22 protein-coding genes and 1 pseudogene are annotated in these 25,094 nt (G+C 58.9%); 12 read left to right on the forward strand and 11 right to left on the reverse strand.

What is annotated here, in order from left to right:
* The first annotated feature begins 69 nt into the window (after nt 1-69).
* Nucleotides 70-1,296, forward strand: a complete 1,227-nt coding sequence (locus CS390_RS10500; protein ID WP_099774298.1) for an MFS transporter — start codon at nt 70-72, stop codon at nt 1,294-1,296.
* Nucleotides 1,297-1,415: 119 nt separating this feature from the next.
* Here CS390_RS10500 and CS390_RS10505 read toward each other — a convergent pair whose 3' ends face one another.
* Nucleotides 1,416-2,315 (reverse strand): LysR substrate-binding domain-containing protein, encoded by a 900-nt coding sequence (locus CS390_RS10505; protein WP_099774299.1) that lies wholly within the window; start codon nt 2,313-2,315, stop codon nt 1,416-1,418.
* 106 nt (nt 2,316-2,421) lie between these two features.
* Between CS390_RS10505 and CS390_RS10510 the strand changes: the two genes are divergently transcribed.
* The 3 genes from CS390_RS10510 to istB all read left to right on the forward strand — a co-directional run bounded on the left by CS390_RS10510 (nt 2,422) and on the right by istB (nt 4,967).
* Nucleotides 2,422-2,568: a hypothetical protein gene (locus CS390_RS10510; RefSeq protein ID WP_177442398.1), complete on the forward strand. Its 147-nt coding sequence runs from the start codon at nt 2,422-2,424 to the stop codon at nt 2,566-2,568.
* Between the two features lie 103 nt (nt 2,569-2,671).
* Nucleotides 2,672-4,171 (forward strand): IS21-like element ISPst3 family transposase, encoded by a 1,500-nt coding sequence (gene istA / locus CS390_RS10515; protein WP_157767171.1) that lies wholly within the window; start codon nt 2,672-2,674, stop codon nt 4,169-4,171.
* Entirely contained in the window at nt 4,164-4,967 is an 804-nt protein-coding gene (gene istB, locus CS390_RS10520; RefSeq protein ID WP_099773209.1) for an IS21-like element ISPst3 family helper ATPase IstB, read from the forward strand. Before istA ends, istB begins: the two co-directional genes overlap by 8 nt.
* A gap of 190 nt (nt 4,968-5,157) precedes the next feature.
* Here the strand turns inward: istB and CS390_RS10525 are convergent.
* The 3 genes and pseudogenes from CS390_RS10525 to CS390_RS10535 form a co-directional block, all read right to left on the reverse strand.
* Nucleotides 5,158-5,559 (reverse strand): annotated as a pseudogene (locus tag CS390_RS10525) (transposase); the annotation flags it as partial.
* A gap of 329 nt (nt 5,560-5,888) precedes the next feature.
* Nucleotides 5,889-7,382 (reverse strand): VWA domain-containing protein, encoded by a 1,494-nt coding sequence (locus CS390_RS10530; protein WP_099774300.1) that lies wholly within the window; start codon nt 7,380-7,382, stop codon nt 5,889-5,891.
* Nucleotides 7,370-8,914, reverse strand: coding sequence for an AAA family ATPase (locus CS390_RS10535; RefSeq protein WP_099774301.1), 1,545 nt, complete (start codon nt 8,912-8,914; stop codon nt 7,370-7,372). The genes CS390_RS10530 and CS390_RS10535 overlap by 13 nt, the downstream gene beginning before the upstream one ends.
* A 479-nt stretch (nt 8,915-9,393) precedes the next feature.
* Here CS390_RS10535 and CS390_RS10540 point away from each other — a divergent pair, with 479 nt between their 5' ends.
* Nucleotides 9,394-10,155, forward strand: a complete 762-nt coding sequence (locus CS390_RS10540) for a DUF2262 domain-containing protein (RefSeq protein WP_099774302.1) — start codon at nt 9,394-9,396, stop codon at nt 10,153-10,155.
* Between the two features lie 14 nt (nt 10,156-10,169).
* Here CS390_RS10540 and CS390_RS10545 read toward each other — a convergent pair whose 3' ends face one another.
* The gene (locus CS390_RS10545; RefSeq protein ID WP_099774303.1) at nt 10,170-10,883 is read right to left on the reverse strand and encodes a murein L,D-transpeptidase catalytic domain family protein; all 714 of its coding nucleotides are present in this window, start codon (nt 10,881-10,883) and stop codon (nt 10,170-10,172) included.
* Nucleotides 10,884-11,029: 146 nt separating this feature from the next.
* Between CS390_RS10545 and CS390_RS10550 the strand changes: the two genes are divergently transcribed.
* The 4 genes from CS390_RS10550 (at nt 11,030) to folK (ending at nt 15,207) form a co-directional block, all read left to right on the forward strand.
* A complete protein-coding gene (locus tag CS390_RS10550; protein ID WP_099774304.1) occupies nt 11,030-12,601 on the forward strand; it encodes a murein L,D-transpeptidase in 1,572 nt (523 codons plus the stop codon).
* 310 nt (nt 12,602-12,911) lie between these two features.
* A complete protein-coding gene (locus CS390_RS10555; protein ID WP_083199718.1) occupies nt 12,912-14,231 on the forward strand; it encodes an ammonium transporter in 1,320 nt (439 codons plus the stop codon).
* 11 nt (nt 14,232-14,242) lie between these two features.
* Complete coding sequence (locus CS390_RS10560; protein ID WP_065757735.1) at nt 14,243-14,581, forward strand: P-II family nitrogen regulator; 339 nt, start codon at nt 14,243-14,245, stop codon at nt 14,579-14,581.
* Nucleotides 14,582-14,670: 89 nt separating this feature from the next.
* The gene (gene folK / locus CS390_RS10565) at nt 14,671-15,207 is read left to right on the forward strand and encodes a 2-amino-4-hydroxy-6-hydroxymethyldihydropteridine diphosphokinase (RefSeq protein WP_256587597.1); all 537 of its coding nucleotides are present in this window, start codon (nt 14,671-14,673) and stop codon (nt 15,205-15,207) included.
* A gap of 102 nt (nt 15,208-15,309) precedes the next feature.
* On the opposite strand, the gene purU is transcribed toward folK, so the two are convergent.
* The 5 genes from purU to CS390_RS10590 form a co-directional block, all read right to left on the reverse strand.
* Complete coding sequence (purU, locus tag CS390_RS10570; RefSeq protein WP_065757737.1) at nt 15,310-16,164, reverse strand: formyltetrahydrofolate deformylase; 855 nt, start codon at nt 16,162-16,164, stop codon at nt 15,310-15,312.
* Nucleotides 16,165-16,234: 70 nt separating this feature from the next.
* Nucleotides 16,235-17,365: an aminomethyltransferase family protein gene (locus CS390_RS10575; protein ID WP_065757738.1), complete on the reverse strand. Its 1,131-nt coding sequence runs from the start codon at nt 17,363-17,365 to the stop codon at nt 16,235-16,237.
* Between the two features lie 33 nt (nt 17,366-17,398).
* Nucleotides 17,399-18,415 (reverse strand): DUF3445 domain-containing protein, encoded by a 1,017-nt coding sequence (locus tag CS390_RS10580; protein ID WP_099774305.1) that lies wholly within the window; start codon nt 18,413-18,415, stop codon nt 17,399-17,401.
* Between the two features lie 20 nt (nt 18,416-18,435).
* Entirely contained in the window at nt 18,436-19,374 is a 939-nt protein-coding gene (locus CS390_RS10585; RefSeq protein WP_099774306.1) for a PDR/VanB family oxidoreductase, read from the reverse strand.
* The gene (locus CS390_RS10590) at nt 19,371-19,919 is read right to left on the reverse strand and encodes a dimethylamine monooxygenase subunit DmmA family protein (RefSeq protein WP_099774307.1); all 549 of its coding nucleotides are present in this window, start codon (nt 19,917-19,919) and stop codon (nt 19,371-19,373) included. Before CS390_RS10590 ends, CS390_RS10585 begins: the two co-directional genes overlap by 4 nt.
* A 362-nt stretch (nt 19,920-20,281) precedes the next feature.
* Between CS390_RS10590 and CS390_RS10595 the strand changes: the two genes are divergently transcribed.
* Genes CS390_RS10595 through CS390_RS10605 form a run of 3 tightly spaced genes read left to right on the forward strand, consistent with a single transcriptional unit; the run spans nt 20,282 to nt 22,672 of the window.
* Nucleotides 20,282-21,262 carry an ATP-binding protein gene (locus CS390_RS10595; RefSeq protein ID WP_099774308.1) on the forward strand — a complete coding sequence of 327 codons (981 nt, stop codon included), beginning with the start codon at nt 20,282-20,284 and terminating at the stop codon, nt 21,260-21,262.
* Nucleotides 21,259-21,945: a response regulator gene (locus tag CS390_RS10600; RefSeq protein WP_099774309.1), complete on the forward strand. Its 687-nt coding sequence runs from the start codon at nt 21,259-21,261 to the stop codon at nt 21,943-21,945. The genes CS390_RS10595 and CS390_RS10600 overlap by 4 nt, the downstream gene beginning before the upstream one ends.
* The gene (locus CS390_RS10605) at nt 21,932-22,672 is read left to right on the forward strand and encodes a PAS domain-containing protein (protein ID WP_099774310.1); all 741 of its coding nucleotides are present in this window, start codon (nt 21,932-21,934) and stop codon (nt 22,670-22,672) included. Before CS390_RS10600 ends, CS390_RS10605 begins: the two co-directional genes overlap by 14 nt.
* 53 nt (nt 22,673-22,725) lie before the next feature.
* Here CS390_RS10605 and CS390_RS10610 read toward each other — a convergent pair whose 3' ends face one another.
* Nucleotides 22,726-25,068, reverse strand: coding sequence for a DUF1989 domain-containing protein (locus tag CS390_RS10610; RefSeq protein WP_099774311.1), 2,343 nt, complete (start codon nt 25,066-25,068; stop codon nt 22,726-22,728).
* Nucleotides 25,069-25,094 lie beyond the last annotated feature (26 nt).

Raw genomic sequence — 25,094 nt, forward strand, 5'->3', positions numbered from 1 at the left:
GTCGCGATGTATCCTTCATCCAGGACTGTATGAGGTGATCAGCGTGCAACCCGCGGGGATTTCTACACGATGAATGCGCTCAACGACGAAGGACCGTCTTTGCCTGTAGTGCAATCTACTAATGCCACGGTGCGTCGCCGCTCGTTGATTGCGGGTTGTGGCGCCCACGCTGTCCATGATGGCCTGACCGACGTTATCTATGTGCTGTTGCCGATCTGGCAGGCGCAGTTTTCCTTGAGCTATGCCCAGATCGGCCTGTTGCGTGGTGCCTACTCGGGGATGATGGCCGGTTTCCAGTTATTGGCAAGCCGTGCCGCGAGGCGCTGGGGGAGAGCACGCCTGTTGGTGGCCGGTACCGCACTTGCGGGGCTGGCCTATGTGTTGGCAGGGCAGGCTGGTGGGTTGAGCCTGCTGTTGATGGCGCTGTTGCTGGGGGGATTGGGTGCGAGCACTCAACACCCACTGGCGTCTTCGTTGATTACGGACACTCACGAGGCGGACGGGGGCGTCAAGCAAGCGTTGTCGCAGTACAACTTCGCTGGGGACATCGGTAAAACGCTGCTGCCGGGCGTTGTCGGCCTGCTGCTGATGCTGATCAGTTGGCGCGCCAGCGTCACCCTGATGGGCCTGCTCGGCCTGATGGCTGCGGGCCTGCTGTGGTGGCTGATTCCGGCGCAGGCGCAGCCCGCGTCGGCTCAGGGTAAAGCCTTCGCGGCAAACGCCGGGCGGGGTTCTGTCGGCGGGTTGCGTGCCCTGGTCCTGACCGGCACGCTGGACAGCGCGGTGCGGATGGGGTTCCTCACCTTCTTGCCGTTCCTGCTGCAAGCCAAAGGGGCCGGGACGGCAGGCATAGGGTTGGCGCTGATGATGTTGTTCGTCGGTGGGGCGTTCGGCAAGTTGCTGTGCGGCTACCTGGGCGTACGCATTGGCATGATGAAGACCGTATGGCTGACCGAGTTCTCTACCGCTGCGCTGATCATCTTGGCGGTGTACCTGCCGTTTTACGGCCTGATGGCGACCCTGCCGCTGCTGGGGCTGGTGCTGAACGGTACGTCGTCGGTGCTCTATGGCACCGTGCCGGACCTGGCCGGCCCAGGCAAGCGCGAACAGGCCTTCGCCGTGTTCTACACCGGCACGATTGGTGGCGGTGCGCTGGCGCCAGTGGTGTTTGGTCATCTGGGCGATATCACGGGGGTGCCCTTCGCCGTGATCATCGTGGCCACCACCTTGTTGCTGACGCTGCCGTTGTCCTGGTACGTGCAGAAAGGCCTGGACGCAGAACCTGTCGTGGCCTGAAAAGCGGGCAGGGCGAGCGCCACTGCCCGTTTTACCGTTAGCGCATTTCCGGCCTTGAGCGGTCGGCCTCCATACCACCGAGCAATGCCTGCGCCAGCCCTTGAGCCATCGTTGTTTCGTTATTGATCCGCCAGCAATTCCATCATTCGAGTGATGTCTTTGCGGCCCACCTTTGAGGCCGGTATAAACGCACAATAGGGGTGGCCAAGTGGGAGCGACACCGACGACAAGCTGATCAAACGCCCCGCATCCAGGTCAGCTCGAGCAATAAGTCTATGCCCTAGAGCAATACCAAGGCCCAGGCGCGCCAGCGAAACCGACAAGCTGGACAGGCCACATCGTACGCCCTGCTTCGGGTCGGGGTAGTGGTTGCTGGATATCAGCGAAAACCAATCGTGCCAGGTGGGGCCTGACGCATAGCTGGCACCCCAGTGGGTATGGATGAACAAGTTCTGGGGGATCTGCGAGAGGTCAAACTCGTCATTACCATGAGCCGACCAAAATTCAGGTGTACAGACCGGGACCACCTCATCGCGTACCAGGTGTATGGCCGTCACGCCAGGGTAATGGTAATCGCCATAACTGACTCGAATGTCAATGTCATGACGAATCAGGTCTATCGGATCGTCTTCAACCCGGATATCTACCGCCAACTGCGGATAAGACTCTAGGAGTGTTGAAAGCTTTGGTGCGAGCCAGGACTCTGCCAATGAAAAGGGAACACTGACAACCAGTCGTCGTGAGTGTAAGTCCCCCTCCAAGATACGTGTTGTCATGGCGGCGATGTCGTTCAACGCACGGGAGGTCTGCGGATAGATGGCATGCCCGGCGTCTGTCAGCGTGATGCGGTTTCCGGTTCGCACAAAAAGTTTGCGCTCCAGGAAGTCTTCAAGGTGTTTGACTTGCTGGCTAACTGCAGCCGCGGATACGCCCAGTTCTTCAGCTGCCAATACGAAGCTGCCCATTCGTGCCGCAACCTCAAAAGCTTTGACGGCATTCAGCGGTGGTAGACGGCCCATGTTGCTCCCCTAGCAAAAGATTTTCTAATGGTAAGTTAACAATTACTGCCGTTGTGAGAAAGTTTTTCTCGCGGTACGTTCATGCCTCACTTACTAGGAGGTACCTATGCGAGACATTCTAGATTTGGAGCGCTATCCGCTGGATCAGGAAGGTAGCCCCGAATGGCAGGCGATGGTCGATCGAGCCGCTGTTGAGTTGCAAGAAACGGGGATGTTCAATCTGACGCAGCTGATGAAGCCGTGTTGCCGCTGACCGAAAACTGACCCAGTAGAGGCTGTTCTGCCGACTGAAAACTGACCCAGGTGTTCAACTGCTTCTGCTCAATTTTTGAGCAGGAGAACACAGGGTGATCAGTATGGAAATGATGGGCAAAATTCGGCGGATGTATTTCCGCGACAAGCTGTCGCTGCATGAGATAGCCAAGCGCACCGGGCTGGCGCGCAACACGATTCGCAAGTGGGTCAGAGCACCTGAGGCCAAGCAGCCGGTGTACCAACGCCGCGCGATCTTTAACAAACTCAGCCCTTTTCACGTCACGCTAGAGCAGGCGCTAAAAGCCGATTCGCTGCGCCCCAAGCAACAGCGGCGCAGTGCCAAGGCGCTGTTGGCGCAAATCAAAGCCGATGGTTATGACGGTGGCTACAGCCAGCTCACCGCGTTTATCCGTGCCTGGCGAGGGGGACAGGGCAAGGCGTCGCAGGCCTTTGTGCCGCTGACCTTTGCTCTTGGCGAGGCGTTTCAGTTTGACTGGAGCGAGGAAGGCTTGCTGGTCGGCGGCATTTACCGGCGTATGCAGGTGGCACATCTGAAGCTGTGTGCCAGCCGTGCGTTCTGGCTTGTGGCGTATCCGAGCCAGGGCCATGAGATGTTATTTGACGCCCATACACGCTCGTTCGGCGCCTTGGGCGGCGTGCCGCGCCGGGGCATCTACGACAACATGAAGACCGCCGTCGACAAGGTCAATAAGGGCAAAGGCCGGGCGGTGAATGCACGCTTTGCGGTGATGTGCGCGCATTACCTGTTCGATCCGGACTTCTGCAACGTCGCCGCTGGTTGGGAAAAGGGCATCGTTGAAAAGAACGTGCAAGACAGCCGCAGGCGTATCTGGCTAGACGCCCAGGACTGCCAGTTTCACTCCTTCGAGGAACTCAATGCCTGGCTGGGCCAGCGCTGCCGCGCGCTTTGGAACGAGCTGACGCACCCTCAATACAGCGGTCTGAGTGTGGCCGAAGTGCTGGAGTTGGAGCGCGCTGAACTGATGCCTGTGCCAGCGCCATTCGACGGTTACGTCGAGCGGCCTGCGCGGGTCTCCAGCACCTGCCTGGTCAGCGTCGGGCGCAACCGCTACTCGGTGCCGTGTGAGTACGCGGGTAAGTGGGTCAGCAGCCGTTTGTATCCGACGCGAATCGAGGTGGTGGCTGACGACGCGCTGATCGCCAGCCATGTCCGCTTGCTGGATCGCGACCAGGTCAGCTATGACTGGCAGCACTACCTCCCGCTGATCGAACGCAAGCCCGGTGCGCTGCGCAACGGCGCGCCCTTTGCTGATCTGCCGGCGCCGCTGCGTCAGCTTAAGCACGGTCTGGGGCGTCATGCCGGCGGTGACCGGATCATGGCGCAAGTTCTGGCTGCCGTACCGGTCGCCGGGCTCGATGCCGTGCTGGTAGCCGTTGAGCTGGTACTGGAGAGTGGCAGCCTGAGCGCCGAACACATCCTCAATGTCGTGGCACGGCTGACAGCATCCGAACCACCACCCAGCGTCGAAACCCACTTGTCGCTCAAGGAAGCCCCCGTCGCTAACACGGCGCGCTACGACCGCCTGCGTGGCCAGGTCGAGGAGGTCGGTCATGCGTGATTTGATGGCGGAACTCAAGGAGCTGCGCCTGCACGGCATGGCCACGGCCTGGGCGGAGTTAACTGCACAGGGTGAGTCGAACACAGCCTCGTCCAAGTGGCTGCTCGAACACCTGCTGGAACAAGAGCACACAGATCGCGCCATGCGCTCGGTGAGCCACCAGATGAACATGGCCAAGCTGCCGATGCACCGCGATCTGGCCAGCTTCGATTTCAACGCCTCTAGCGCCGACGCACGCCTGATCAGCGAGCTGGCCAGCCTGGCCTTTACCGACACCGCGCAGAACGTGGTGCTGATCGGTGGGCCAGGCACCGGTAAAACCCACCTAGCCACCGCGCTGGCCGTGTCCGGCATCACCCGGCATGGCAAGCGCGTGCGCTTCTACTCCACGGTCGATCTGGTCAATCTGCTGGAGCGCGAAAAACACGACGGCAAAGCCGGGCGGATCGCCCAGGCACTGCTGCGCATGGATCTGGTCATCCTCGACGAACTGGGTTATCTGCCGTTCAGCCAGGCTGGCGGTGCGTTGCTGTTTCACCTGCTGTCCAAGCTGTACGAACACACCAGCGTGGTGATCACCACCAACCTGAGCTTCGCCGAATGGTCGAGCGTGTTCGGCGACGCCAAGATGACCACCGCCCTGCTGGATCGGCTGACCCACCACTGCCACATCGTCGAAACCGGTAACGAGTCCTATCGCCTGCAACACAGTAGCTTGGCGGCCCAGGCCAAGATCAAATCACGGGAGCGAAAGCGTAAGGACGGCCAGGAACCGGAGGACGATGAGTCGTTCTGATTTCATGGTGACGACGGCCTGCTGCATGGCTGCATGTGGCAGGTCTTCAACAGCTGAACTGGGACAGCGAGGGAGTGGGTTCAAAAGCAGCTGCGCTGGTAGACTTATCCACAGTTGCTGGTAACAAAATCAGCAATCCGCCCTGGGTCAAATTTCAATCGGCAGGGTGGGTCAATTTTCCATCAGCGCCAACACCCAACTGCTGGCAGAGCAAAACGAACTGGCGGCAGACGCCGCGAATGGCCTTGCTGTTATCTTTTCGGAAGTTGGCGATGGTCTTGAAATCGGGCATCAATCGCCCGGTTAACCACATGAGTTCGACGTTGCGCTGAGCTTCTCGCTCAAGACGCCGGCTCGATTGAATGCGGTTTAGATAGCCGTAGATATAGATCTTCAGCAGGATCGAAGGGTGGTAAGCCGGTCTTCCGGTTTCGGCTGGAATGACGCCATCAAAACCTAGCGTGGCTAGGTCGAGTTCATCGACGAAAACGTCAACCACCCGAACCGGATTGGTATCGCTGACGTAGTCGTCGAGGCTTTCGGGAAGTAAGGTGCTTTGACCTCGGTGTTCACCCTGGATAAACCGTTTCATGGGCGTCCCATACGCTGAGATTCTCGGAAATCATAGCAAGGGTTTACCGGTGCGTTTTTACACACTCTGGGCCAACAGCGGACGGTGGATACGCCTAGAAAAACGGTGCGATTCACTGAATCGGGGGGCATTGCTATGAGTGATGGGCGGCAGCTTCCGTAAATGTCTTTGAGGCAAGCCCCCGGATGCATGTGTCAGCTTGATTCTGCCCTGGGTGCACATGGTTATTTCTGGCCGATTGCTGCCTGCCGCGATCGGTTGAAACCGACCCAAAAACGACAGTCAGATGTAACTACCAAATTAGGTTCGACTCAGGACGTTTCAACGTACTAATTCTCCAAACCATCAGCCAACCGTTGCTGGAAACCAACCAATCCATGAATTTTGCTGCTGTGCGGGTCATAGACCCATTCATGGTCGAACAGGCTGGTTAAACGTTGACTCATAAAGCAATCGCCAACCACTAAGGAATAGAAGCGGTGGCCATGCTTGCGCTGCTGTTCAATTTGCTGACATATCTGCCCTGGCAAGCTAGCCATGATGAAGTCTGAAATCATCAATAGGTCAGCACGCTCATAGGTCTCGTTTTGTATCACACCTAGCGCATGATTCAATGCTGGAATGGCATCCGTTCCGCCGTGGAAGGACATACCCAGAAACTTGATCAAGGCCTCCATGCCAAAGTCGTCTCCAAGATCCAGCGTCTCGATACCTGTGGAGAAATTTATCAAATAGCACGCACGTTTCTGCTGCTTGGCCTTGCCTGCGATAAACAGCGCCACGGCTTTGGCAACCGTCTCAGGCATACCGCTCATAGAGCCACTGGTATCGACACAAATCACCATTGGCCCTTGTTTAGCCACCTCTTCAACGCTGCGTAGCTCTTCTCTTTGGTGATGTTGTTGAGCGCACTGAATACCCTGCATGTCAAAACACATCAGGCGTGACTCGACGTACTTGAGATCGAAAAGAATGGAAGTTTCGGGGTCAGCCAGCAGAGCCAGTTCGCTGGGCAGCACATGCTCGATATCACGCCCCAAACGAATACCAATGATCTCTTCCTGCGAATTGATATCCGGTAATCCAACGTCCTGCTTATAATGCACCTGGGTTCGTTCGATGCGTTCTGAAACCTCCAACTGACGCAGTTTGCCTAGCAGATCACATAGCGACCTAACGCCAGGATCATTGGCCAAGTATTTGGCCCAACGTTGAAAGCGCTCTATCTCCTGTGCAGACAGGTTGACCTTGGACAGATCAAGGAAAATACCAGGGTCCAACCCCAGTATTTCCAACTGCTGGTGAAGCTGTTGCAGTAACTGCAGAAATGCTTCGAGCTCCTCCATGAACTGCCGGCGCAGTACGGATATACGCTCAAGCTCCCACTCTGCACGTGCCTTATCCAAGGCTTTTTGCCATTCATCACGCAAAAGACGAGCGCTGACAGTGCTATCTGTCTGGCGTTTTTCCGCAATCTTCTCAGTGTCCGTCACAGCCGCCAATTCACGCTGCCAAAAAGATTGATTGTCGGGCAGCTTGGCTGCATGGCACAGAGCAACATAGTCCTTAACAGCCGCTGCCAGTTCTGCACTCAAAACAGGAGGAGACTGGTTCCGGGTTTGCCAGTTCGATAGCTGTTGCTCATATGACGCAAAGGGAAAATCTGCTTTCAGTTCAGCAGCCGAAGCCGACTGCCATAGTCGAACTCTCTCGGCAACATGGCCTGCAATCGAACCAGAGCTATCCAGCAGTGATGCATATGACTGCCTCAATGAGGTGATAGCTATCTTGGCTTCGACGGCTATTTGATCTAGCGACGGCATAGTTCTTCCAGTCGCTCACAGTCCTTGATCCGAAGTTGTAACCCATCAATTTGTTCGGAAATACCAGTAATTGCTAGGCTGGTTTTATCGCCAGGTACAAATGGGGATGCCAGCTTTGACTTATGGTTTTTGGCTTTTTCCTCAACATTTTTAAGCGCGTCGAGTAACTTTTGACGAATTCCGGCGACAGATTTAGTTAGCGAGGATCTTAAGCGATTGTTAACGTCTTCTTTTTCGCATCCCTTGTGAAAAATTATTTTGGGAGTGAACTGCATTTTTTTATATTCATTGCGACTATACCTGCTGTTTAGGCTGACAAGGCACGAGCCTTGCCCATCAAATCCGCAGATCATATCTGAGATTTCATTGCCTTGATCGTCGACAGGGTGAAACTCTATTTTTTCTTTATACATTTCTTTGCTTATAAGAAATTTGCGATTTTCCTCTCTTGCTCCGCTGCGATGAATGTTGGATATAAATTCTAGCTCTCCGACAAAATACTCATTTCCTCCAATATTTTTTGTTGCATAAACATCTGCTGAGTAATAAAGCTCATTTTTTATTTCTATATCGAGTGCATCTTTCTCTTTATCAAGTCCAGCCAGATCTATACCGCAGTCAAAGCCGCAAGCCTTCACCGCTTCTGCGACAATATCCCAGACAGCCTGACGATTTTCGTCATGCGTCCACAGGCAGTGTTGCAGCAGCAAAGCATCGCTGTGGTTGGTTTCCCGGCGGTCGTTAAAAAAGGCTGCAGCCTTCATCAGCATTGCCGCGCGCTGCCAGCGGCGGTCGGACACATAAACCTTGAGCGTTTCGTACTGCTGCACTAACTGCCCGCGGATCAAATGAATGATGGTCAGCGTCTCTGCCGAAAGCTTGACCTCGTGCAATTGCGCCATCCACTCCGACCACTCAGTCGGCGTAACCCGCAGAGCCGATGGAATGTCGATTTTGGCTGCGGTTGGTTTGCTATTCAGTAACTGATCAAAGTGTTGACCTTCACGAATAGGCCCCACCATCAGCCGTAGAATAAAACGGTCGTACAAGGCTTCCAGGCCCTGATTGGCGCCTGGTGTTTCGTTTGATGCAGCAATCAGTGCCTTGAGTGGGGCTTTCTCATTGGCTTCACCGTTGCGAAATACATGCTCGTTAATCAATGTCAGCAGGGTGTTCAAAATAGCGGGGCTGGATTTCCAGATTTCATCCAAGAAGGCGAAATCGGCTTTAGGCAGGTAATTGTCTGTTTTACGAATGTAGTGATCTTCTTTCAGCGCCTTGATGGACACAGGACCAAAAACCTCTTCGGGTGTACTGAAGCGGTTCATCAGATACTCGAAATAAATCGGCTGCTCAAAGGCGCAAGCTATACGGCGAGAAATCAGACTCTTGGCGGTACCTGGTGGCCCGTATAGAAAAGTGTTCTGCCCACAGAGCGCCCCCAGCAGGGACACCGCGATGATCTCTTCACGCTCAAACATGCCTTCGCTAACTGTGATGACCAAATCCCGAATACGCTTTTGAAAACCCACATCCAACTCCTTGAGTTCGCTCGGCAGCCATCATGGCCACCAATGGTCTAGTCCGGCTGCCATTCTGACGGAAATGAATTTATGTTTCAGTCACCGCGCGTGTTAGTAGTGATAGGTTAGGATCTCATGACCGTCAGCGACGGTTATTAGAGTAGTCATCTTTTAAAATTTATTGCAAAGCTCTATGGCTGCTTTTGGTTGTGGATTCTTGCCCGTCATGAGAAGTCGAAAACGACCCGAAGCAACCGCTCATGGCATCTACGAAATCAGGTACGATGTAGTGATTTGTAACTTATTGAAATTGTTAGCTTTTAAAATTGGATGGGTACAGCGGGCTCAAGGGGGCCAGCGCACCCGAATGCCCCCCCTCGCGCAACCGCCAGAACACGAGAAATAGGCACTCTCGTGCGAAGCGTGCGCACAGTAGCGGATATGTGGACAATAAGGCGGCCCCAACTACAGACAAAGGAAACGCGCGCATGTTGAACACGGATGAACCGGTTATCGGGCTGGTCGATGCCTTTGGTTCGGGGGCGGGTTGTATTGGTAACACTGAGCAATGGACGCTGGTGTTCTACCTGGCCGCCTGGAAAAGCCAGGACGGTACCCTGACGCAGCAGCGGCAGCGTTGTGAGATGCCGGTAGAAAAGAGTGCAGTCGAACATTGGATGCGTCAGGTCCGTGCCTTCAGTCAGCATACCCTCCATGTGCAGGGGGAGACGGCGAGCGGCGCGGTCCTGGTGCGCAGTATCACGCCTTGTCAGGCCGCCGATGCCGAGCTGAAACGCGTTGCGGACGACCTGCAAATTCCTGTGCGGTTGGATACCCCGGAATTTGGCGTGCTTGAGCGGGAAAAGTGCTCCGATCAGTTTGAGGGGACGGCGCTCTGGAACGGTTCAGAGATCAACCTGCTGTTGCGTTGTGCCGACCCTGAGAGCCCTCAGGCTGTCATCTCGCTGGCTGCGGGCCTGTTTCAGGCACAGCAGCAGTGGCATCGTCGTATCAGCGATTTTGCGTTGAGCCAATTGTTGCCGCTGAAGAACGAACACTGGCTTGGCGAGGATGAAGCGCAATGCACTGCTGCGGACTTCCTGTCACGCATGAAGCTGCTGACCATCGAGATCGACGACGCCGGGGATTTCACCTTTTGGCATGAGGACGGTGAGTTGTTCTTCGGCCATGCCATCGAGGTGCGCGGCAATCTGGTCGATGGGCCGACGGACGCCGATATTCCTGGCTAGTGTGCCGCTGCGTTTCAGCCCCCGCTGGCGGTCAGGATGCTTGCCACCTGCCGTGGTTGGCAGTTGAGGTAGGCCGAGGATTTCAGCCAGCGTTGGTCGGGGTACCAGGAGAACATGAACTGGCCGCCCTTGAGTTTGTCGATAACCTGGCGCGCCACTTGTGGTCGAACAGCCGGGCAGCCCTGGCTGCGGCCGATACGGCCCTGGCGCTTGCTCCACAAGGGGTTCACATAGTCGGCGGCATGAATCACGATGGCACGGTCCCGCGCCTGGTCGTTGAAGCCCGGCTCCAGGCCGTCCATGCGTAGCGAGTAACCGTGGGTGCCCTCATAGCTTTCCTGGGTGCGGAACAGCCCTAGGCTGGACTGGTAGCTGCCTAGGCGATTGGAAAACTGGGTGGCGAAATTTTCCCCGGACTTTTGTCCATGGGCGACCAGGTCGCGCAGCACCACAGTCTTCTTGTTCAGGTCGAAGATCCAGAGCCGGCGTGCCGTGGAGGGTTGGGAGTAGTCGATCACGGCCAGGTGTCGCGCTTGCCGGGCGCCGTTATTGACGGCACATTGCATGGCGCTCAGGGCGCCTTTTAGCGCTTGGGGATTGAGTTCTGGAGCGGCCTGCGAGAGGCTGTCATACAAAGCAGGGTTGTTTGTGTTGGCGGCGAACGTTGGCGTGCAGATCACGCCCAAGGTTGCTGTTGCCAGAAAAAGTCGGCACAAAAAGGTCAGCATGTGTGAAGAGTCTCCCTTGCCACTTTGACTCCTGACATCGTGTCGTCCACCTCGGCAGCCTAGCTTGTACACTGGCCCGATTGTTTGTCGTATCTGCTGCAAAGGTTGACCGTCAACCGTGACGGCCATGGATTGGAGTAAAGCAGTTGTTCAAAAAGTCCGCATGTTACTTGAGCATTTGCTTGCTCGCTGCGCCATTGGTCGCGTTTGCCGAAGTGGCGCCCGCCGAGAATCAAAGCCCGCTGCAATTAGCGCTCACCCAATTGGCGGTCGCGTGCCCGGGCCTGGCCAAGCACGTGGACACGCCGACGCAGGCGCTGCTGCAGGCCTTCTATCAGCAGCAACAGGGCCTTGCGCTGTGGTCGGTCAACGGGCGCGTGGCGGCCTTGCAGGCTGAGTTGCAGCGCTTGGCCGACGATGGCCTGGACCCGGCCAACTACGCGTTGCCGGCTGGCAATGGGGCGGGCGACGCGCTGTGTGCTGATATCCAGATCAGCCAACAGTACCTGCAGGCTCTACAGGATCTGCACTATGGCCGTTTGCAGCAGGCGCGTTTCGAGCCCCTGTGGCATGCCAACGAGGTACAACGCGACCGACAGGCCGAGGTGCTGGCGCTCGCCGGTCCGGGGCTGCAGAACATTGCCGGGGCCTTTACCCAGGCCCGCCCGAGCCTGGAGCAGTATCAATACCTGCGTCATGTGTATGCCCAGCAGCGCCAGCAGCCGTTGCCCCACTGGCAGTCGCTTGCCAGCGGCCCGTTGCTGCGCCCGGACATGCAGGATGAGCGGGTGCCGCAGCTTGCACAGCGGTTGTTGAACGAGGGCTATTTGAGCAGCCTCCCGGTTACCGTCGATTCGCACTACAGTGCCACGCTGGTCAATGCGGTGAAAAATTTCCAGCTCAGCCATTCGCTGCAAGCGGACGGGGTGATCGGGCCGGGAACCTTGAACGAGTTGAACGTCAGCCCGGCGGCGCGGCGCGAGCAGTTGCGCATCAACCTTGAACGCTTTCGCTGGCTGGCCCAGGAAATGGAGCCTACCAGCCTGTTGGTCAATGTCGCGGCGGCCCAGTTGATCGTCTATCAGAACGGGGTACCGGTATGGCAGACGCGCACGCAGGTGGGCCGTGCCGAGCGCCAGACCCCGCTGCTGAAGTCCCAGGTAACGCGGCTGACCCTGAACCCGACCTGGACGGTGCCGCCAACCATTCTGCGTGAAGACAAGCTCCCGGAAATCCGTCGGGATCAGGCCTTCCTGAGCCGCCAGAACTTGCAGGTGCTGGACAGCGATGGGCAGCTATTGGCGCCGGAGGATATCGATTGGGAGAATCCCGGCAACATCCTCTTGCGTCAGGGTGCGGGGCCGAGGAACCCGCTCGGGCAGATGGCGATTCGTTTCCCTAACCCGTTTTCGGTGTACCTGCACGACACGCCCAGCCAGGCGCTGTTCAACAAAGGGCCTCGCGCGTTCAGCTCGGGTTGTGTGCGGGTCGAGCACGCGTTGCAGTTGCGCGATCTGTTGTTGAGCCCGCCCGAGCGTGCCCGCACGGACCAACTGTTGAGCACCGGGCTTACCCATGAGTTCCGCCTGGCAACGCCAGTACCGATTGTGCTCACTTACTGGACGGCTCAGGCCGACAGCCAGGGCAAGGTGTCCTATGCCCCGGATATCTACGGGCACGATGCCGCATTAATGGCCGCGCTGGCGGCGAAGCGCTGACGCGGCTGGGCAAAACGCCCGATTTTGTTCTGTTCACGGCCATGATGCACCAGCGCGTAGCGGCGAGTACCTTCCGCTACGCGCGCTCTCATCCCTGTACCTCGATTCCTTCGGTGTCCCTGTCGATCCATGCGGTTTTTTGTTACCTCCTTGGAGGTAATGGCAGGCAGTTTGGCAGATAGATTGCTTTTACCTTCGGGAATGAAATTTTCTTTTTGGGAAATTTTGTTGACGAACCTGAGGCTAGGGGCGGGCGATTGATCGCACGCCACTTATGAGAGCAATGCTGCATCACTGTTGAGGAATACACATGAACGGTTCTTTCAGAGGTGGCCGATTGGCGGCGGTCGCTGCGCTCACGTCAGTGACGCTCCCTACGTGGGCGGCGGATCAGCCGCTTGCGCTTAACAGCGGTGACACCGCCTTTGTGACGACGTGCGCGTTGGTGGTGTTGTTGATGACCTTGCCTGGCTTGGCGTTGTTCTATGGTGGCCTGGCACGTAGCAAGAATGTGCTCTCGATTCTGATGCAGGTGTTTTCAGTTGCATCGTTGATGTCGGTGCTGTTTGCGATTTACGGCTATTCCCTGACGTTCACGTCAGGTGGCGAATGGCAAGCGGTTATTGGTGGGCTCGATAAACTGTTTCTCAAGGGCGTAGGCCCCGACGCACTTCAAGGCACCATTCCTGAGTTGCTGTACTTCTTGTTCATGCTGCTGTTCGCGGCCATTACCCCGGCGATCATCTGCGGCGGTTTCGCTGAGCGGATGAAATTTTCGGCGGTCATGGTGTTCATGGCCATCTGGTTGACGATCAATTACCTCCCCATGGCGCATATGGCATGGGGAGGCGGTTGGGTGTTCGACCTGGGTGTTCAGGACTTCGCGGGCGGTAACGTGGTGCACGTCAATGTCGGCATTGCATCGCTGATCGGCGCCTTCCTGCTGGGGCGCCGTCGCGGCTACGGAACCTCGGCGCTGGCGCCGCATAACATGACCATGACCATGACCGGTGGCTCGATGCTGTGGGTGGGCTGGCTGGGTTTCTGTGGCGGTTGTGCATTGGTGGCCAATGGTTTTGCCATGCTGGTGATGGTCAACACCATGCTCGCCAGCGCGGCAGGGGCGTTGGCGTGGTTGTTCGTCGAGTGGAAGCATCGTGGCAAGCCGAGCATGCTGGGGGCGTTGTCCGGGGCTATTGCCGGCCTTGTCGCGATCACCCCGGCCTGCGGTTTCGTAGGCCCAATGGGGTCTATCCTGCTGGGTTTGATCGTTGCGCCGATCTGCTTGTGGGCCGTGGAAAAACTCAAGCCGATCCTGGGGCTGGACGACGCATTCGATGTGTTTGGCGTGCATGGCGTTGGCGGTATCGTCGGCGGTTTGCTGACCCCGGTGTTCGCCATGACCTCTCTGGGCGGGCTGGGTTTCAGCGGGGAGCGCGGCGTGCTGGATCAGTTGTTGGTCAATGGTGGCGTCTTGGCGTTCAGCATCCTGTTCTCGGCGGTGTCGAGCTTTATCGCCTTCAAGGTGGCCGCCGTGCTATGCCGTGGCCTTCGTGTCGACGAAGAACATGAAGTGGACGGTCTGGACCTGTCGTCTCATGGTGAAGTGGGCTACAAGTACTCGAATTAAGGAGCGCACTCATGAAAGTGATCACTGCGATCATCAGGCCTTTCAAACTCGACGATGTACGTGAGGCCTTGGCCGAAGTGGGGGTGACAGGGTTGACGGTGACCGAGGTCAAGGGCTTCGGTCGGCAGAAGGGGCACTCCGAAATCTATCGGGGCTCTGAATACGTTGTCGACCTGATTCCCAAGATCAAGCTTGAAGCGATTGTCACCGATGCGCTGTGCGAGGCAGCGCTGGAAGCCATCATCAACGCTGCACGCACGGGCAAGATCGGGGATGGCAAGCTGTTCGTCACCGAGGCGTCACAGGTTGTCCGGATTCGTACCGCAGAGGTTGGCGCCGACGCGGTCTGAGCCTCGAGGGTGGGCGAAAGGGGCGACCTGTGGATGCAGGTCGCCCCTTTGCATCACGGTTGATGGTCGGTGTTTTTCAGGGTGTTGTTATGACCGCTCTACAGATTCGCACCGTCGGGGTCACGGACATCCAGGTCCATGACATCTACCTGGGCCTGGGTAGCAACCTACGCCGGCAATGGCATTTGAGTCAGGCGTGCATCGCGTTGCGGGCGTCGCTGGGGCCATTGCGTTGTTCTCCGGTCTTTGAAAGCAGCGCGGTCGGGCTAGAAGCACCGGCCTTTTTCAATATGGTCGTGCAGGCGCAGACCACCCGTTCCCTGGCCTCCCTGGTTGCTGAGCTCAAGGCGCTGGAGGCGCATTTCGGCCGCTGCCGGCAGACCCCGGAGCAGGTCAGCCTGGACATTGATCTGTTGATGTATGGCGAGCAGGTTGGACAGTTCGGTGACCTTGAGTTGCCACGGCCAGAGATCCTGGAGCAGGCCTTTGTGCTTAAACCCCTGGCCCAGCTGGCGCCAACCTGCCGGCATCCGCGCAATGGGCAGACGTTCAGCGAGTTGTGGAACGGCTTTGTCGTAAACGCGCCGCTGACCGCGGTTGAGCTGAGTTTGCCGTCGCTGGGCTGAGGGCGGTATCGGTGAAGGGGCAGGTGAGGGCGCCTGCTGCGCAAGAGCCACCGACATCTCTGCCGGTGGCCCGCGTCTGTGGCAACGGCTGGCGAGTGGGGCTCAGCTGAAGATGACGGTCTTGTCGCCGTTAATGAACACCCGGTGCTGCAAGTGGTACTTCAGTGCTTTGGAGAGTGCAATGGTCTCGGTATCCCGGCCGATTGCCACCAACTGCTCGGCCTGGTGGGCGTGGTCAACACGCTGTACTTCCTGCTCGATGATCGGGCCCTCGTCGAGGTCGCTGGTCACGTAGTGGGCGGTGGCGCCGATCAGTTTAACGCCACGTGCGTAGGCCTGGTGGTAGGGTTTGGCACCCTTGAAGCCGGGCAGGAAGGAGTGGTGGATGTTGATTGCGCGGCCAGACAGCTTGCGGCAGAGGTCGTCGGACAGAATTTGCATGTAGCGCGCAAGCACCACCAGGTCGGTTCCGGTTTCCTCGACGATTTTCATCAGTTCGGCTTCCTGCTGGGCCTTGTTGTCTTTGTTCACCGGCAGGTAGATGAAGCGGATACCCTCGCGTTCGGCCATGTGCCGCAGATCGAGGTGGTTGGAGACAACAGCGGTGATCTCCATGTGGAGCTCGCCTTTGTGATGGCGGTACAGCAGGTCCACCAGGCAATGGTCGAACTTGCTGACCATGATCAGCACTTTGGGCGGCTGGCTGGAGGAAAACAGTTCCCACTGCATCTCCAGTGGCGTGGCAACGTCAACGAAACCGCTGCGCACACGGTCGATGTCGGGCTCGCAACCGTCGTTGAAGCGGAACACCGCGCGCATGAAAAAGCGCGAGGTGACTTCGTCGTCAAACTGCGAGAGTTCGCTGATGTAGCACTGTTGGTTCGCAAGGAAGGTGGTGACGGCGGCGACGATACCCGAGCGTGCCGGGCAACTGATTTTCAAGACGAACTGGTTCATGGCGGGGTGATCCAATGGAGGGAATGGGTGACAGCACACGGGGCGCGCGGCTGCGGCCCCGTGTGTCGGGTTAGCCTTTGGCGGTACGTTTTTTCTTCTCGGGGTCGTCGAACGGCATTTCATGGGCGATGGCGCTGGCTTCCAGGCTGCCTTTGACCACCAGTGGCGTGCCATGCACGGCGATGGCGGTGTCCATTCGGGCGATGGCCAGGGAACGTTGTGTCAGGCGTGAGTACATAGGGCAGGTGATAACGCCGACCTGCTTGCCGTCCTGCCATAAGGTATCGCCTGGTTCGGCGGCGAGTGGGGCGTCTATCAGTACGCCGAAGATCTTGAAACGCTCCTGACCTTGCAGGCGATAGTGCTCGTGGGCGCCGCGAAAGTCCTGCTTGCCTGGCGAGACGGTGAAGTCCAGGCCCAGCTCCCAGAGCGTGTCCCCGGCTTTTTCCTGCGCAAACGGGTACATCTCGGAATTGTCATAGGGGAAGAACAGCAGGTAGCTTTCGGTGCGCAGCCAATCCAGGGCGAGGAACGCACAGGGGATGATGCCCAGAGGATGGCCTTTCTCCAGAATGGTGTCCCAGATCAAGGGGGCATCGGCGGCCTTGCAGAAGATCTCATAGCCGCGTTCGCCGGTGTAGCCGGTGCGCGAGATCATCACCGGGCGACCGAAGAGTGTGGTCTGGACATGGTGGAAGTAGGGCAGGTCGCGAATGCCCGGCACGTGTTCGGCAAGGAAGTCCACCGCCAAGGGGCCTTGCAGCGAGAGGTCGTGGAGGTCGTCATCGAACAGCACGGCGACCTGGCGCCCCGCCGCCTGGCGAACCAGCATCTCATGGCCGTTGCCTGCCCCGTGCACGACCATGAAGGCGTTAGGGCCCGTGCGATAGATCACGCAGTCATCGGCGAACTTCCCGTCTTCGTTGAGCATGCAGGCATACACCGACTTGCCCGGGTAGACCTTGCTGATATCCCGAGTGGTGGCGTAGCTGAGCAGGCTTTCGGCGTGAGGCCCGACGTAGTGGACTTTCTTCAGCCCCGAGACATCCATCAGGCCAGCCTTGGTACGGATCGCCTCGTGATGGTCGGCCAGGTCCGAGGCGTAGGTCCAGGCGGTGCCCATGCCGTTCCAGTCTTCGAGCGCGGAGCCCAGGGCCAGGTGTCGGTCGCGCAGTGCGCTGATGCGCCATGAATGAGCCATTGATCGTTTCCTTCTAACGGGTCGTTGAGAGAGTCAGGCGTGTGGGTCGAACTGGCTGAGCCACTCCAGCAATGGCTGGCGGTAGCGGGTCATGCCCTTGTAGTCGGCGATGGGGGCGGGCAAGTCGCGTAGCACGCGATGCAGGCGCTTGGCCCAGGCGGGGTTGGTGACGAGTTCGTTGAGGCTGATCAGGTAGGTACGAATACTGAACATCAGCCCGTTGCTGCGCGGCAGGCGCGCCATGAATTGCAGCTCGACCCGCAGGTGCACCAAGGCCCCGGCGTTTTCTGCGGTGACGGTGCTGCGGTCGTGGCCCCATTCATGGAAGGTTTCCGGCGAAGTGTCCATGCGCGGATTGATCGTCAGCGTCCAGTTCAAGCGGCGTACCGGCTTGTCCACTTGAATGTTCAGCAGGTATTTCAAGGCACGGTCAAACACGCCCAGTTCATGCGCCATGGGCACTGGGGTGTGCCATTGCTTGAAACTCATGCCGGCGTCGAAGGCCAGTGACCAGTCCGCCGGGCTTGTGACCATGCCCGCATCCATGAACAGGTCGTTGTCGCGCTGGTCGAGCAGGGCGATATCCCCCTGAACCTGGCGGGTAATGAACTCCAGTGGTTCGCAGGGCAGTGTGTCGGGATCACCAAAGGTAAAGTGCTGATCGATACCCAGAACGTGGTTCTGCCAATGCCATTGGTCACCGGTACGGGTGAGGCTGAATAGCGTCGGGTAGTCGTTGCTCAGGTGTTCCATGAACATCTGCAGCGCGTCCCAGGAAGCCGTCTGCATATGTGGCATGACCAGATAGCGGCGCGGGTCTTGCTGCACTACCCGCGCCCGCTCGGCCATCTCGGAGCGGTAGTGCTCGTCAATGTCGAACCAGTGCTCGAACACCGAGCCCGGCTCGCGGGGCGTGGCCGGTTCGATGTTGACCGAGTACATGTACTGGTCTTCCGGGAATGGGAACGGAAAACGTGCGATCGCTTGGGCACTGTTGCTAAAGGTGAAGTCGTCGCGGTACGTCTCGATGGGTTTGAGGGTCGGTGTCATGGCCAGGCTCCAGGCAAAAGTCAGAGGTCGAGCACCAGCGAGCTGCCACAGCCGCGGGACACACACGGCATCAGGCGGTCAGCGCGCTCGGTAGCGGCAAGGAAGTGGTCGCGGTGGGTTACATCGCCCGTCACGTAGCGGGTCACGCATTGCCCGCAAACCCCGCCACGGCAGAGGTTGGGAATTTCGACAGCATTGGCCTCGAGGGCTTCGAGCAGGCTTTCGTCAGCGCCGACCTCGATACGCCGTCCGCTCTGTGCCAATTCAACGCTGAACGGTACGCCGGGTTCGGCGCTGCTGAAGGCTTCCCAGTGAATACGTCCGTCCGGCCAGCCCAAGGCACTGGCCTGTTCCCGGACGCTGGCCAGCAGTCGCTGCGGCCCGCAGATGTACAGGTGGCTGCCCAGTGGTTGGTTGCTCAGGATCGGTGCCAGGTTCAGTGGCCGCTCAAGGCTGTCGTAGGCATGCAGCCTGTCGCCCAGGCGCGTGGCCAGCGGCTGCACATAGGCATCGGTGAGGCCGCTGCGATAGGCGTAGTGCAGCTCAAATGAGGCGCCTTCGCATAACAGGTGCTCGCTGTAGGCCAGAAACGGTGTGATGCCGATACCCCCGGCGATCAGGATGTGATGACGACCCAGGGTATGAATGGGGAACAGGTTGGCGGGGCGAGAGACGTTCAGCACGTCGCCCACCTTCAGGGTTTCGTGCAGGTACCTTGAACCGCCGCGTGAGTGTTCCTGCAAGCGCACGGCAATGCGATAGGCCGTGCGGCCTGCAGGTGCGTTCAGCAGTGAGTAGGCATTGCGCAGGGTGCGTTGTGCCAGCGGAACATGTACCTGGATATGGCTGCCTGCCGAGTAAGGGGGCAGGGCGGTGTCGACGGCTTCAAAGGTGATCTCGCGAATCACCGGGGTGATGTTGATGGCAGCCTGCACGCGTACCTGGATAACGTCATTCATGCTGGCAACTCCGAGTAGGGTGCGTCTGCATTCAGGCAAACGCCCAGGTAGGCACCCAAGCGTCGTGAGAAATGCCCACGCACCTCCAAGGCAACAGCGCAGGCCGGGCATTTCACCGCGTCGGCCAGCGGGTGGCTGTGCACGCTGGAGCAGTGCACACAGTAAACAAGGCGTTGCACAGTTTCGGTTGGGGCGCAGAGGCTGATTTCGTCGTTCGACAAACCGTGCGTGATGGCCTGTGCATGGATCGCCCAGATGAAGGCTTCGCTGCCGAGCACATGCAGTTGCACACCCACATGCAGGCGTGCAAAGCGCTGCTCCAGGACCTGCTGCAGGCTCTGCAGCGAAGGGCTGTCCGCGGCTCCCAGAACAAGGCAGTCGACCTGTCGGGTTTGCACCAGGCGGCTGACCAGTGCCTGTGTGCGCGGCAAGTCACTGCCGTCGCTGATCACAAGGTGGCACTGGGCATCGGGATTGATTGCCATGGGCGGGTAGTAAGGGACGCTTTTGAATGGAGCATGGGGGCTTGCCGTTGAGTTGGCCATGTGCGCTCTCTGCTGGGTGGATCACCCTGGCAAGCCTGAAGGACTGGCCAGGCGGGATAGGCTCATCAGTGGCAGGGTCAAGTCGTAAGGTCGCGTGCAACGCTTTGATGCAATCGAGGCCTTCAGGCCTTCTGTTGGTGCGCGCTGTTTCGCCTCGGGCAGCGCCTGCGCCTTGCACGGGTGGCTCAGGGCGCTCTTTCCTGTTGGTGGATATAGTTTCCTACAGGGAATTACCTGGCAATTCGCTCATTGGGAGTACCTCTTAAGGGGTAATGCAAAGGGGTACGGAACTTGCTCATTGATTCATCCTGCAATGACACCGCTGTCGGCATGCAGGAGGAAGGTCTTTGACGGATTGTCCAATGAGCGAGTACGCGGCTATCGACCAGAAGGCGTTGGCGTTACTGCAAACCGAGTTGCTGTTTGCCCTGCTGGGTGAAGAGGACGTCAATCTGCTGCTCGAGGGCTTTGTTGCCCAAGCCTCCAGCCTGCTTGTGGGCGCGAGCCTGCACCTGGACCTGCACATGCCGGCCGCGCCCGAAGACGAACGTGCGGTCAACGTTCACGTGCCCGGCCAAGAGGGGCATGGACGGTTGACGATGAGTGTCGTGGAGGCCGCTCCCGAGGGTGCGCGGACGCTGCTGCTGGAGCTTGCCCGCTTTATTGAGCGCGTGTTGCTGAATGCATTCAAAGGCTCCCTGCTATCACCCGGCCAACGTGCAGTACCGCAGTCGATGATTGCCCGGGAATTGCATGATGGGGTCGCCCAGGAGCTGGCCTATCTGTCACTGCAGACCGCTCGGCTGCAGCGTCGTATACAGCAGCCAGACAAGGCCTTGGCCATCGTCGAGGTGCTCAAGGGCGGGCTGTCGAGGTTACAGCGGCAAGTCCGCGAACTGATCAGTGAAGCGCGGCTGACCATGAACGGCAAAACCCTGCGTGAGTCTCTCGGCGAATCCGTCGAGGAGCTCTCACGGCGCAGCAACATGGTGTTTCATCTGGACAACCGATTGCCCGATGGGCTGTTGTCGGGCGACGTCGAACTGCAACTGCTGCAAATTGTTCGCGAGGCACTGGTCAACGCGCTGCGCCATGCGCGGGCGCGCAATGTCTGGATCAGCCTTGTCCGTGACAATGCCGCCGGGGTGTTGATGCATGTCGAGGACGATGGCATCGGGCTGCAACCGGCTTCACGTGAGGTTGGGCATTTTGGCATGTCCATCATGCAGGAACGGGCGGCGCTGATCGGCGCCGGGTTTGAGGTCGGGGCACGCCAGGGTGGAGGCACTCGCCTGGCGCTGGTGCTCCCAGCTGAGGCATTTTCCTTGAGGAGTCACCCATGAATCACACATCGATCGTCTTGATTGATGACCATCCCTTGTTCCGCCGTGGCCTTTCGGAAATGTTCGCCGACAGCGGCGACCATGAAGTGGTCGGGCAGGCGGCAGAAGGGCTGCTGGGGATCGACCTGGTGCTGGGGCTCAAGCCCGATTGCGTCTTGCTCGACCTGCACATGCCTGGCATGACGGGGCTGCAGGTGCTTGAGGAGTTGAACCGGCTCAAGTGTGAATGTCAGGTGATCGTGCTGACGGCCTCGCTTGACCGGGTGGAACTGGTCACCGCGTTGCGCCTCGGGGCTCAGGGCTTCTTGCTTAAAGACACCGATCCCGAGGTTTTGCTCGACTATGTCCGCTGTTGTGGCCGAGGCTCGGCGGTGCTCAACGAGAGCCTGGTGGCCTTGCTCGCGGATGCTTCCGGCACAGCCGTCAGCGATGCCGCAAGCGCGGCCCATGGCCAGTTCGCGGGCCTCACCGAGCGGGAGAAGCAAACCCTCAACCTGCTTGCCCATGGGTTGAGCAACAAACTCATTGCCCGTGACCTGCGGATCAGCGAGGGGACGGTGAAGGTGTACGTGAAGAACCTGATGCGCAAATTGCAGATGCGTTCGCGCCTTGAGTTGGCGGCCTGGGTTCACCAGAACTGTGCCACCCAGTTTGTCGGAGGGAGGACCAATGCCGTTCACTGAGTTCGCGAGCGTGGCCAACCTGCTGGATGACTTTCCTGTCGCACTGGTGGTGCTCGATGGCGAGGCACGGATCATCGGGCACAACGCCCACTGGTCACAGCGTATGACGCCGACGGTCGGCAGCCTGCTCAGCGATGCGGTTCACCATGAAGACCAAGCGCTGTGGCAGGCCTTCATCGCCCGTTGGCAAACGCCAGAACCCGTAGCGCAATCCCTTGAGCTGCGGCTGATCGATCAGGGCAACGGGGTGCTCTGGTGTGAGGTGTATTGCCGGTTCAAGGCCGGCTGTGCCCTGTTGTCGTTTCAAGACCGCACCTCTCGGCGTCAGCAGGAAATTCAATTGCTGGCCAGCCATCGCAGTGCCAGCGACCTGTTGCACAACTTGCCGTTCATGATTTATCGCGGCCGGATCAATCGTGAGTGGAGCATGGAATTCGTCAGTCGAGGGTGTGAGCAACTGACCGGTTTCAGCGCGCAAGCTATCGAGGACCGGGACGCCGGCGGCTATGGTCGGCTGATCTTGCCGGAGTACGCTGATTACATCTGGTATGGCGTACAAACCGCATTGCTCCGGCGCGAACCGTATTCGCTGACGTATCAGATCCGTTGCGCCGATGGCACGGTCAAGTGGGTGCAGGAAGAGGGCACGGGCATTTTCACCGATGGCGGCGAGGTGCTGGGTATCGAAGGCGCGATCTTTGAGGTGCGGCCAGTCGCCGCTGGCTAGCCAGCGGCGATGGACCTTGTGGCGTCGGTAGGTGTTCCGGTGAGCGTGCCGGGTCAGGCACGCACGCGGCTCTTGTCCGGGTCATAGAAGATCGGCGCACAGACCGTAGCGTCGATGCGTTTTTGCAAACCATCGACTTTACCCACCTGCAGCGCTTGGCCAGGCTCCGCGTAGGCCACATCCACCCGACACAGGGCAATATTGCTGGCCAGCAATGGCGAGCGACAGGCGCTGGTGATAACACCGACCTGCGCGCGCCCGTGGTACACGCCATCACCATGATGAGCCACTTCATTGCCTTGCAGTGTCAGCCCGACCAGTTTGTGCGTGGGATGCGCACTGCGCCGCAGCAAGGCCTCACGGCCAATAAAGTCATCGGTCTTGCTCTTGAGTGGCACACTGAAACCGATACCGGCCTCGAACGGATCGGTTTGGTCGGTGAACTCGTAGCCCGCAAAAATCAGCCCAGCCTCGATGCGCAGCATGTCCAGGGCCTCCAGCCCCAGGGGCACGATCCCCAGGGGTTGGCCCAGGGCCCAGATACGGTCCCAGATCTGTTCCGCATCCTGCGGTGCGCACCATACTTCGTAGCCCAGTTCGCCGGTGTAGCCGGTACGGGAAACCATGACCGGGCAGCCGTCGAAACCGTCCAGTCGTCCTACCAGAAAGCGGAACCAGCCCAACGTGTCCAGCCCGGGTTGAGTGGCGGGTGTCCAGATCATCTGTTTAAGCAGCTCACGGCTCAGCGGGCCTTGCACCGACAGGTTGTGGATCTTCTCGCTGGCGGACTTGACCCAGACTTTCATGCCGAGCTTTTGCGCCTGTTCACGTAGCCATACCCCGGCGTACTCTTCGCCGCAGATCCAGCGGAAGTTGTCCGGGCCAAGGCGCAGCAATGTGCCGTCGTCGAGCATGCCGCCATGCTCATGGCACATGGCCGAGTAGACCACTTGGCCCACCGCCAGGCGCCTGATGTCGCGGGTCAGGCAGTACTGCAGCAACGCCTCGGCGTCGGGGCCCAGGATCTCGAATTTGCGCAGTGCGGTCAGGTCCATGACGGCAACGCGCTCACGGCAGCCGTAGTACTCGTCGATTGCCCCAAAACCATCGAAGCGCAGCGGCAGCCAACAGTTGCGGTAATTGGTAAAGCTGCCGGTCAAGGCGCTGGTGCGGGAGTGGAATGCTGTCTCTTGGGTCAGCACTGGGTCGGCATCCGCCGTTTTTCGATTGGCCATGGCGATAGAGAATCGTTCCTTGTCGGCGTAGACACGAATATGGATATCGGTCGGGTTCCAGCCGTTGGCCGGGTCGATGTCATCGGGGCAGGAGGAACTGGCACAGATCAGGTCGTTCATGGCCCGCATCAGGACGTAGTCACCCGGCCGCGACCAGGGCTCATCCATGACCATCTGTTGATGGGCGTCGATGGCCGTATTGAAAAAGAAGTTGATCGCCGGCCAGCCGCTGCGAGCCTGTACACCATGAGCCTGCAGGGCACGGCTGAGGTTGTCGCTGCAGTTGTCATGGGCAAAATAGCCATGGCTTTCGTAGTAGCGTGCGGTGCAGGCCAGGGCAAAGGCGTCGTGACGGCCAACCGTATCGCGTACAACCTCGAGCATGGGCCGCATCTGCCGATCGAAGAACTTGGCGAACAACCCAGGGGCTGGATAGGCATTGCCGTTCAGGGTGCGGGTAACGGTCTGGTCGAGGTCGAACTCCAGGCCCTTGTCCAAGTCTCGACGGTTCAGGGCAACGAAGTCCGAGGACTGGCGCCCGGCGACATCGATGACCTGGATGTACTGCCCCTTGCTCACGGCATAGCTGCGGGCGCTACCGGCAGGCAAGGTGAATTCGTCCACCAGGTCGGCCAGCGGTTCTGGTAGCGTGGGCACATGGACCAACGAGGGATTGGCACGATGCACCCGTATCCGCAGTTCACTGGGCGTTTGCTGGGCGTCCACTGACGTTGCGTGAGCCGGCGCGGCAATGATCAGCAGCAGTGGCTCGCCAAGGGTGAACTGGCGACTGTAGCCTGCCGCCGAGTCGATGCTCCACAGCATCCCTGCGCCAGGCAGGCGCTGGGTGTCGAAGCCACGTTTGGTGAGTGCCTGCAGTATGCGCTGTACCTGTCGGCTATTGCCTGCCAGCGCCTGTTGGATAAAGCCGAAACCGCTGCCAGCGATCAGCCCCAGGCTCGCCAACGCTGGGTTGATCCTGGTGCTGAAGGCCATGACTTCGCAGGGCTGGAGGCCCTCGACATCAGTTATCTGCAGGGTATCGCCCGGGCCCAGCTCGACCAGTGTCAGGCCGCCGCCGTTGACCCGGTAGTGCTCGGTCGCCGCTGTCTGTTTGAGCAGCCCGGGTTCCCATGGTCGTGAAATACGCGGTGCTTGCATGCCGCTTCTCCTGTGTCCTGAGTACC

This window comes from Pseudomonas sp. HLS-6 (assembly GCF_002753995.1).
In the GTDB taxonomy this organism is placed as follows: Bacteria; Pseudomonadota; Gammaproteobacteria; order Pseudomonadales; family Pseudomonadaceae; genus Aquipseudomonas; species Aquipseudomonas defluvii.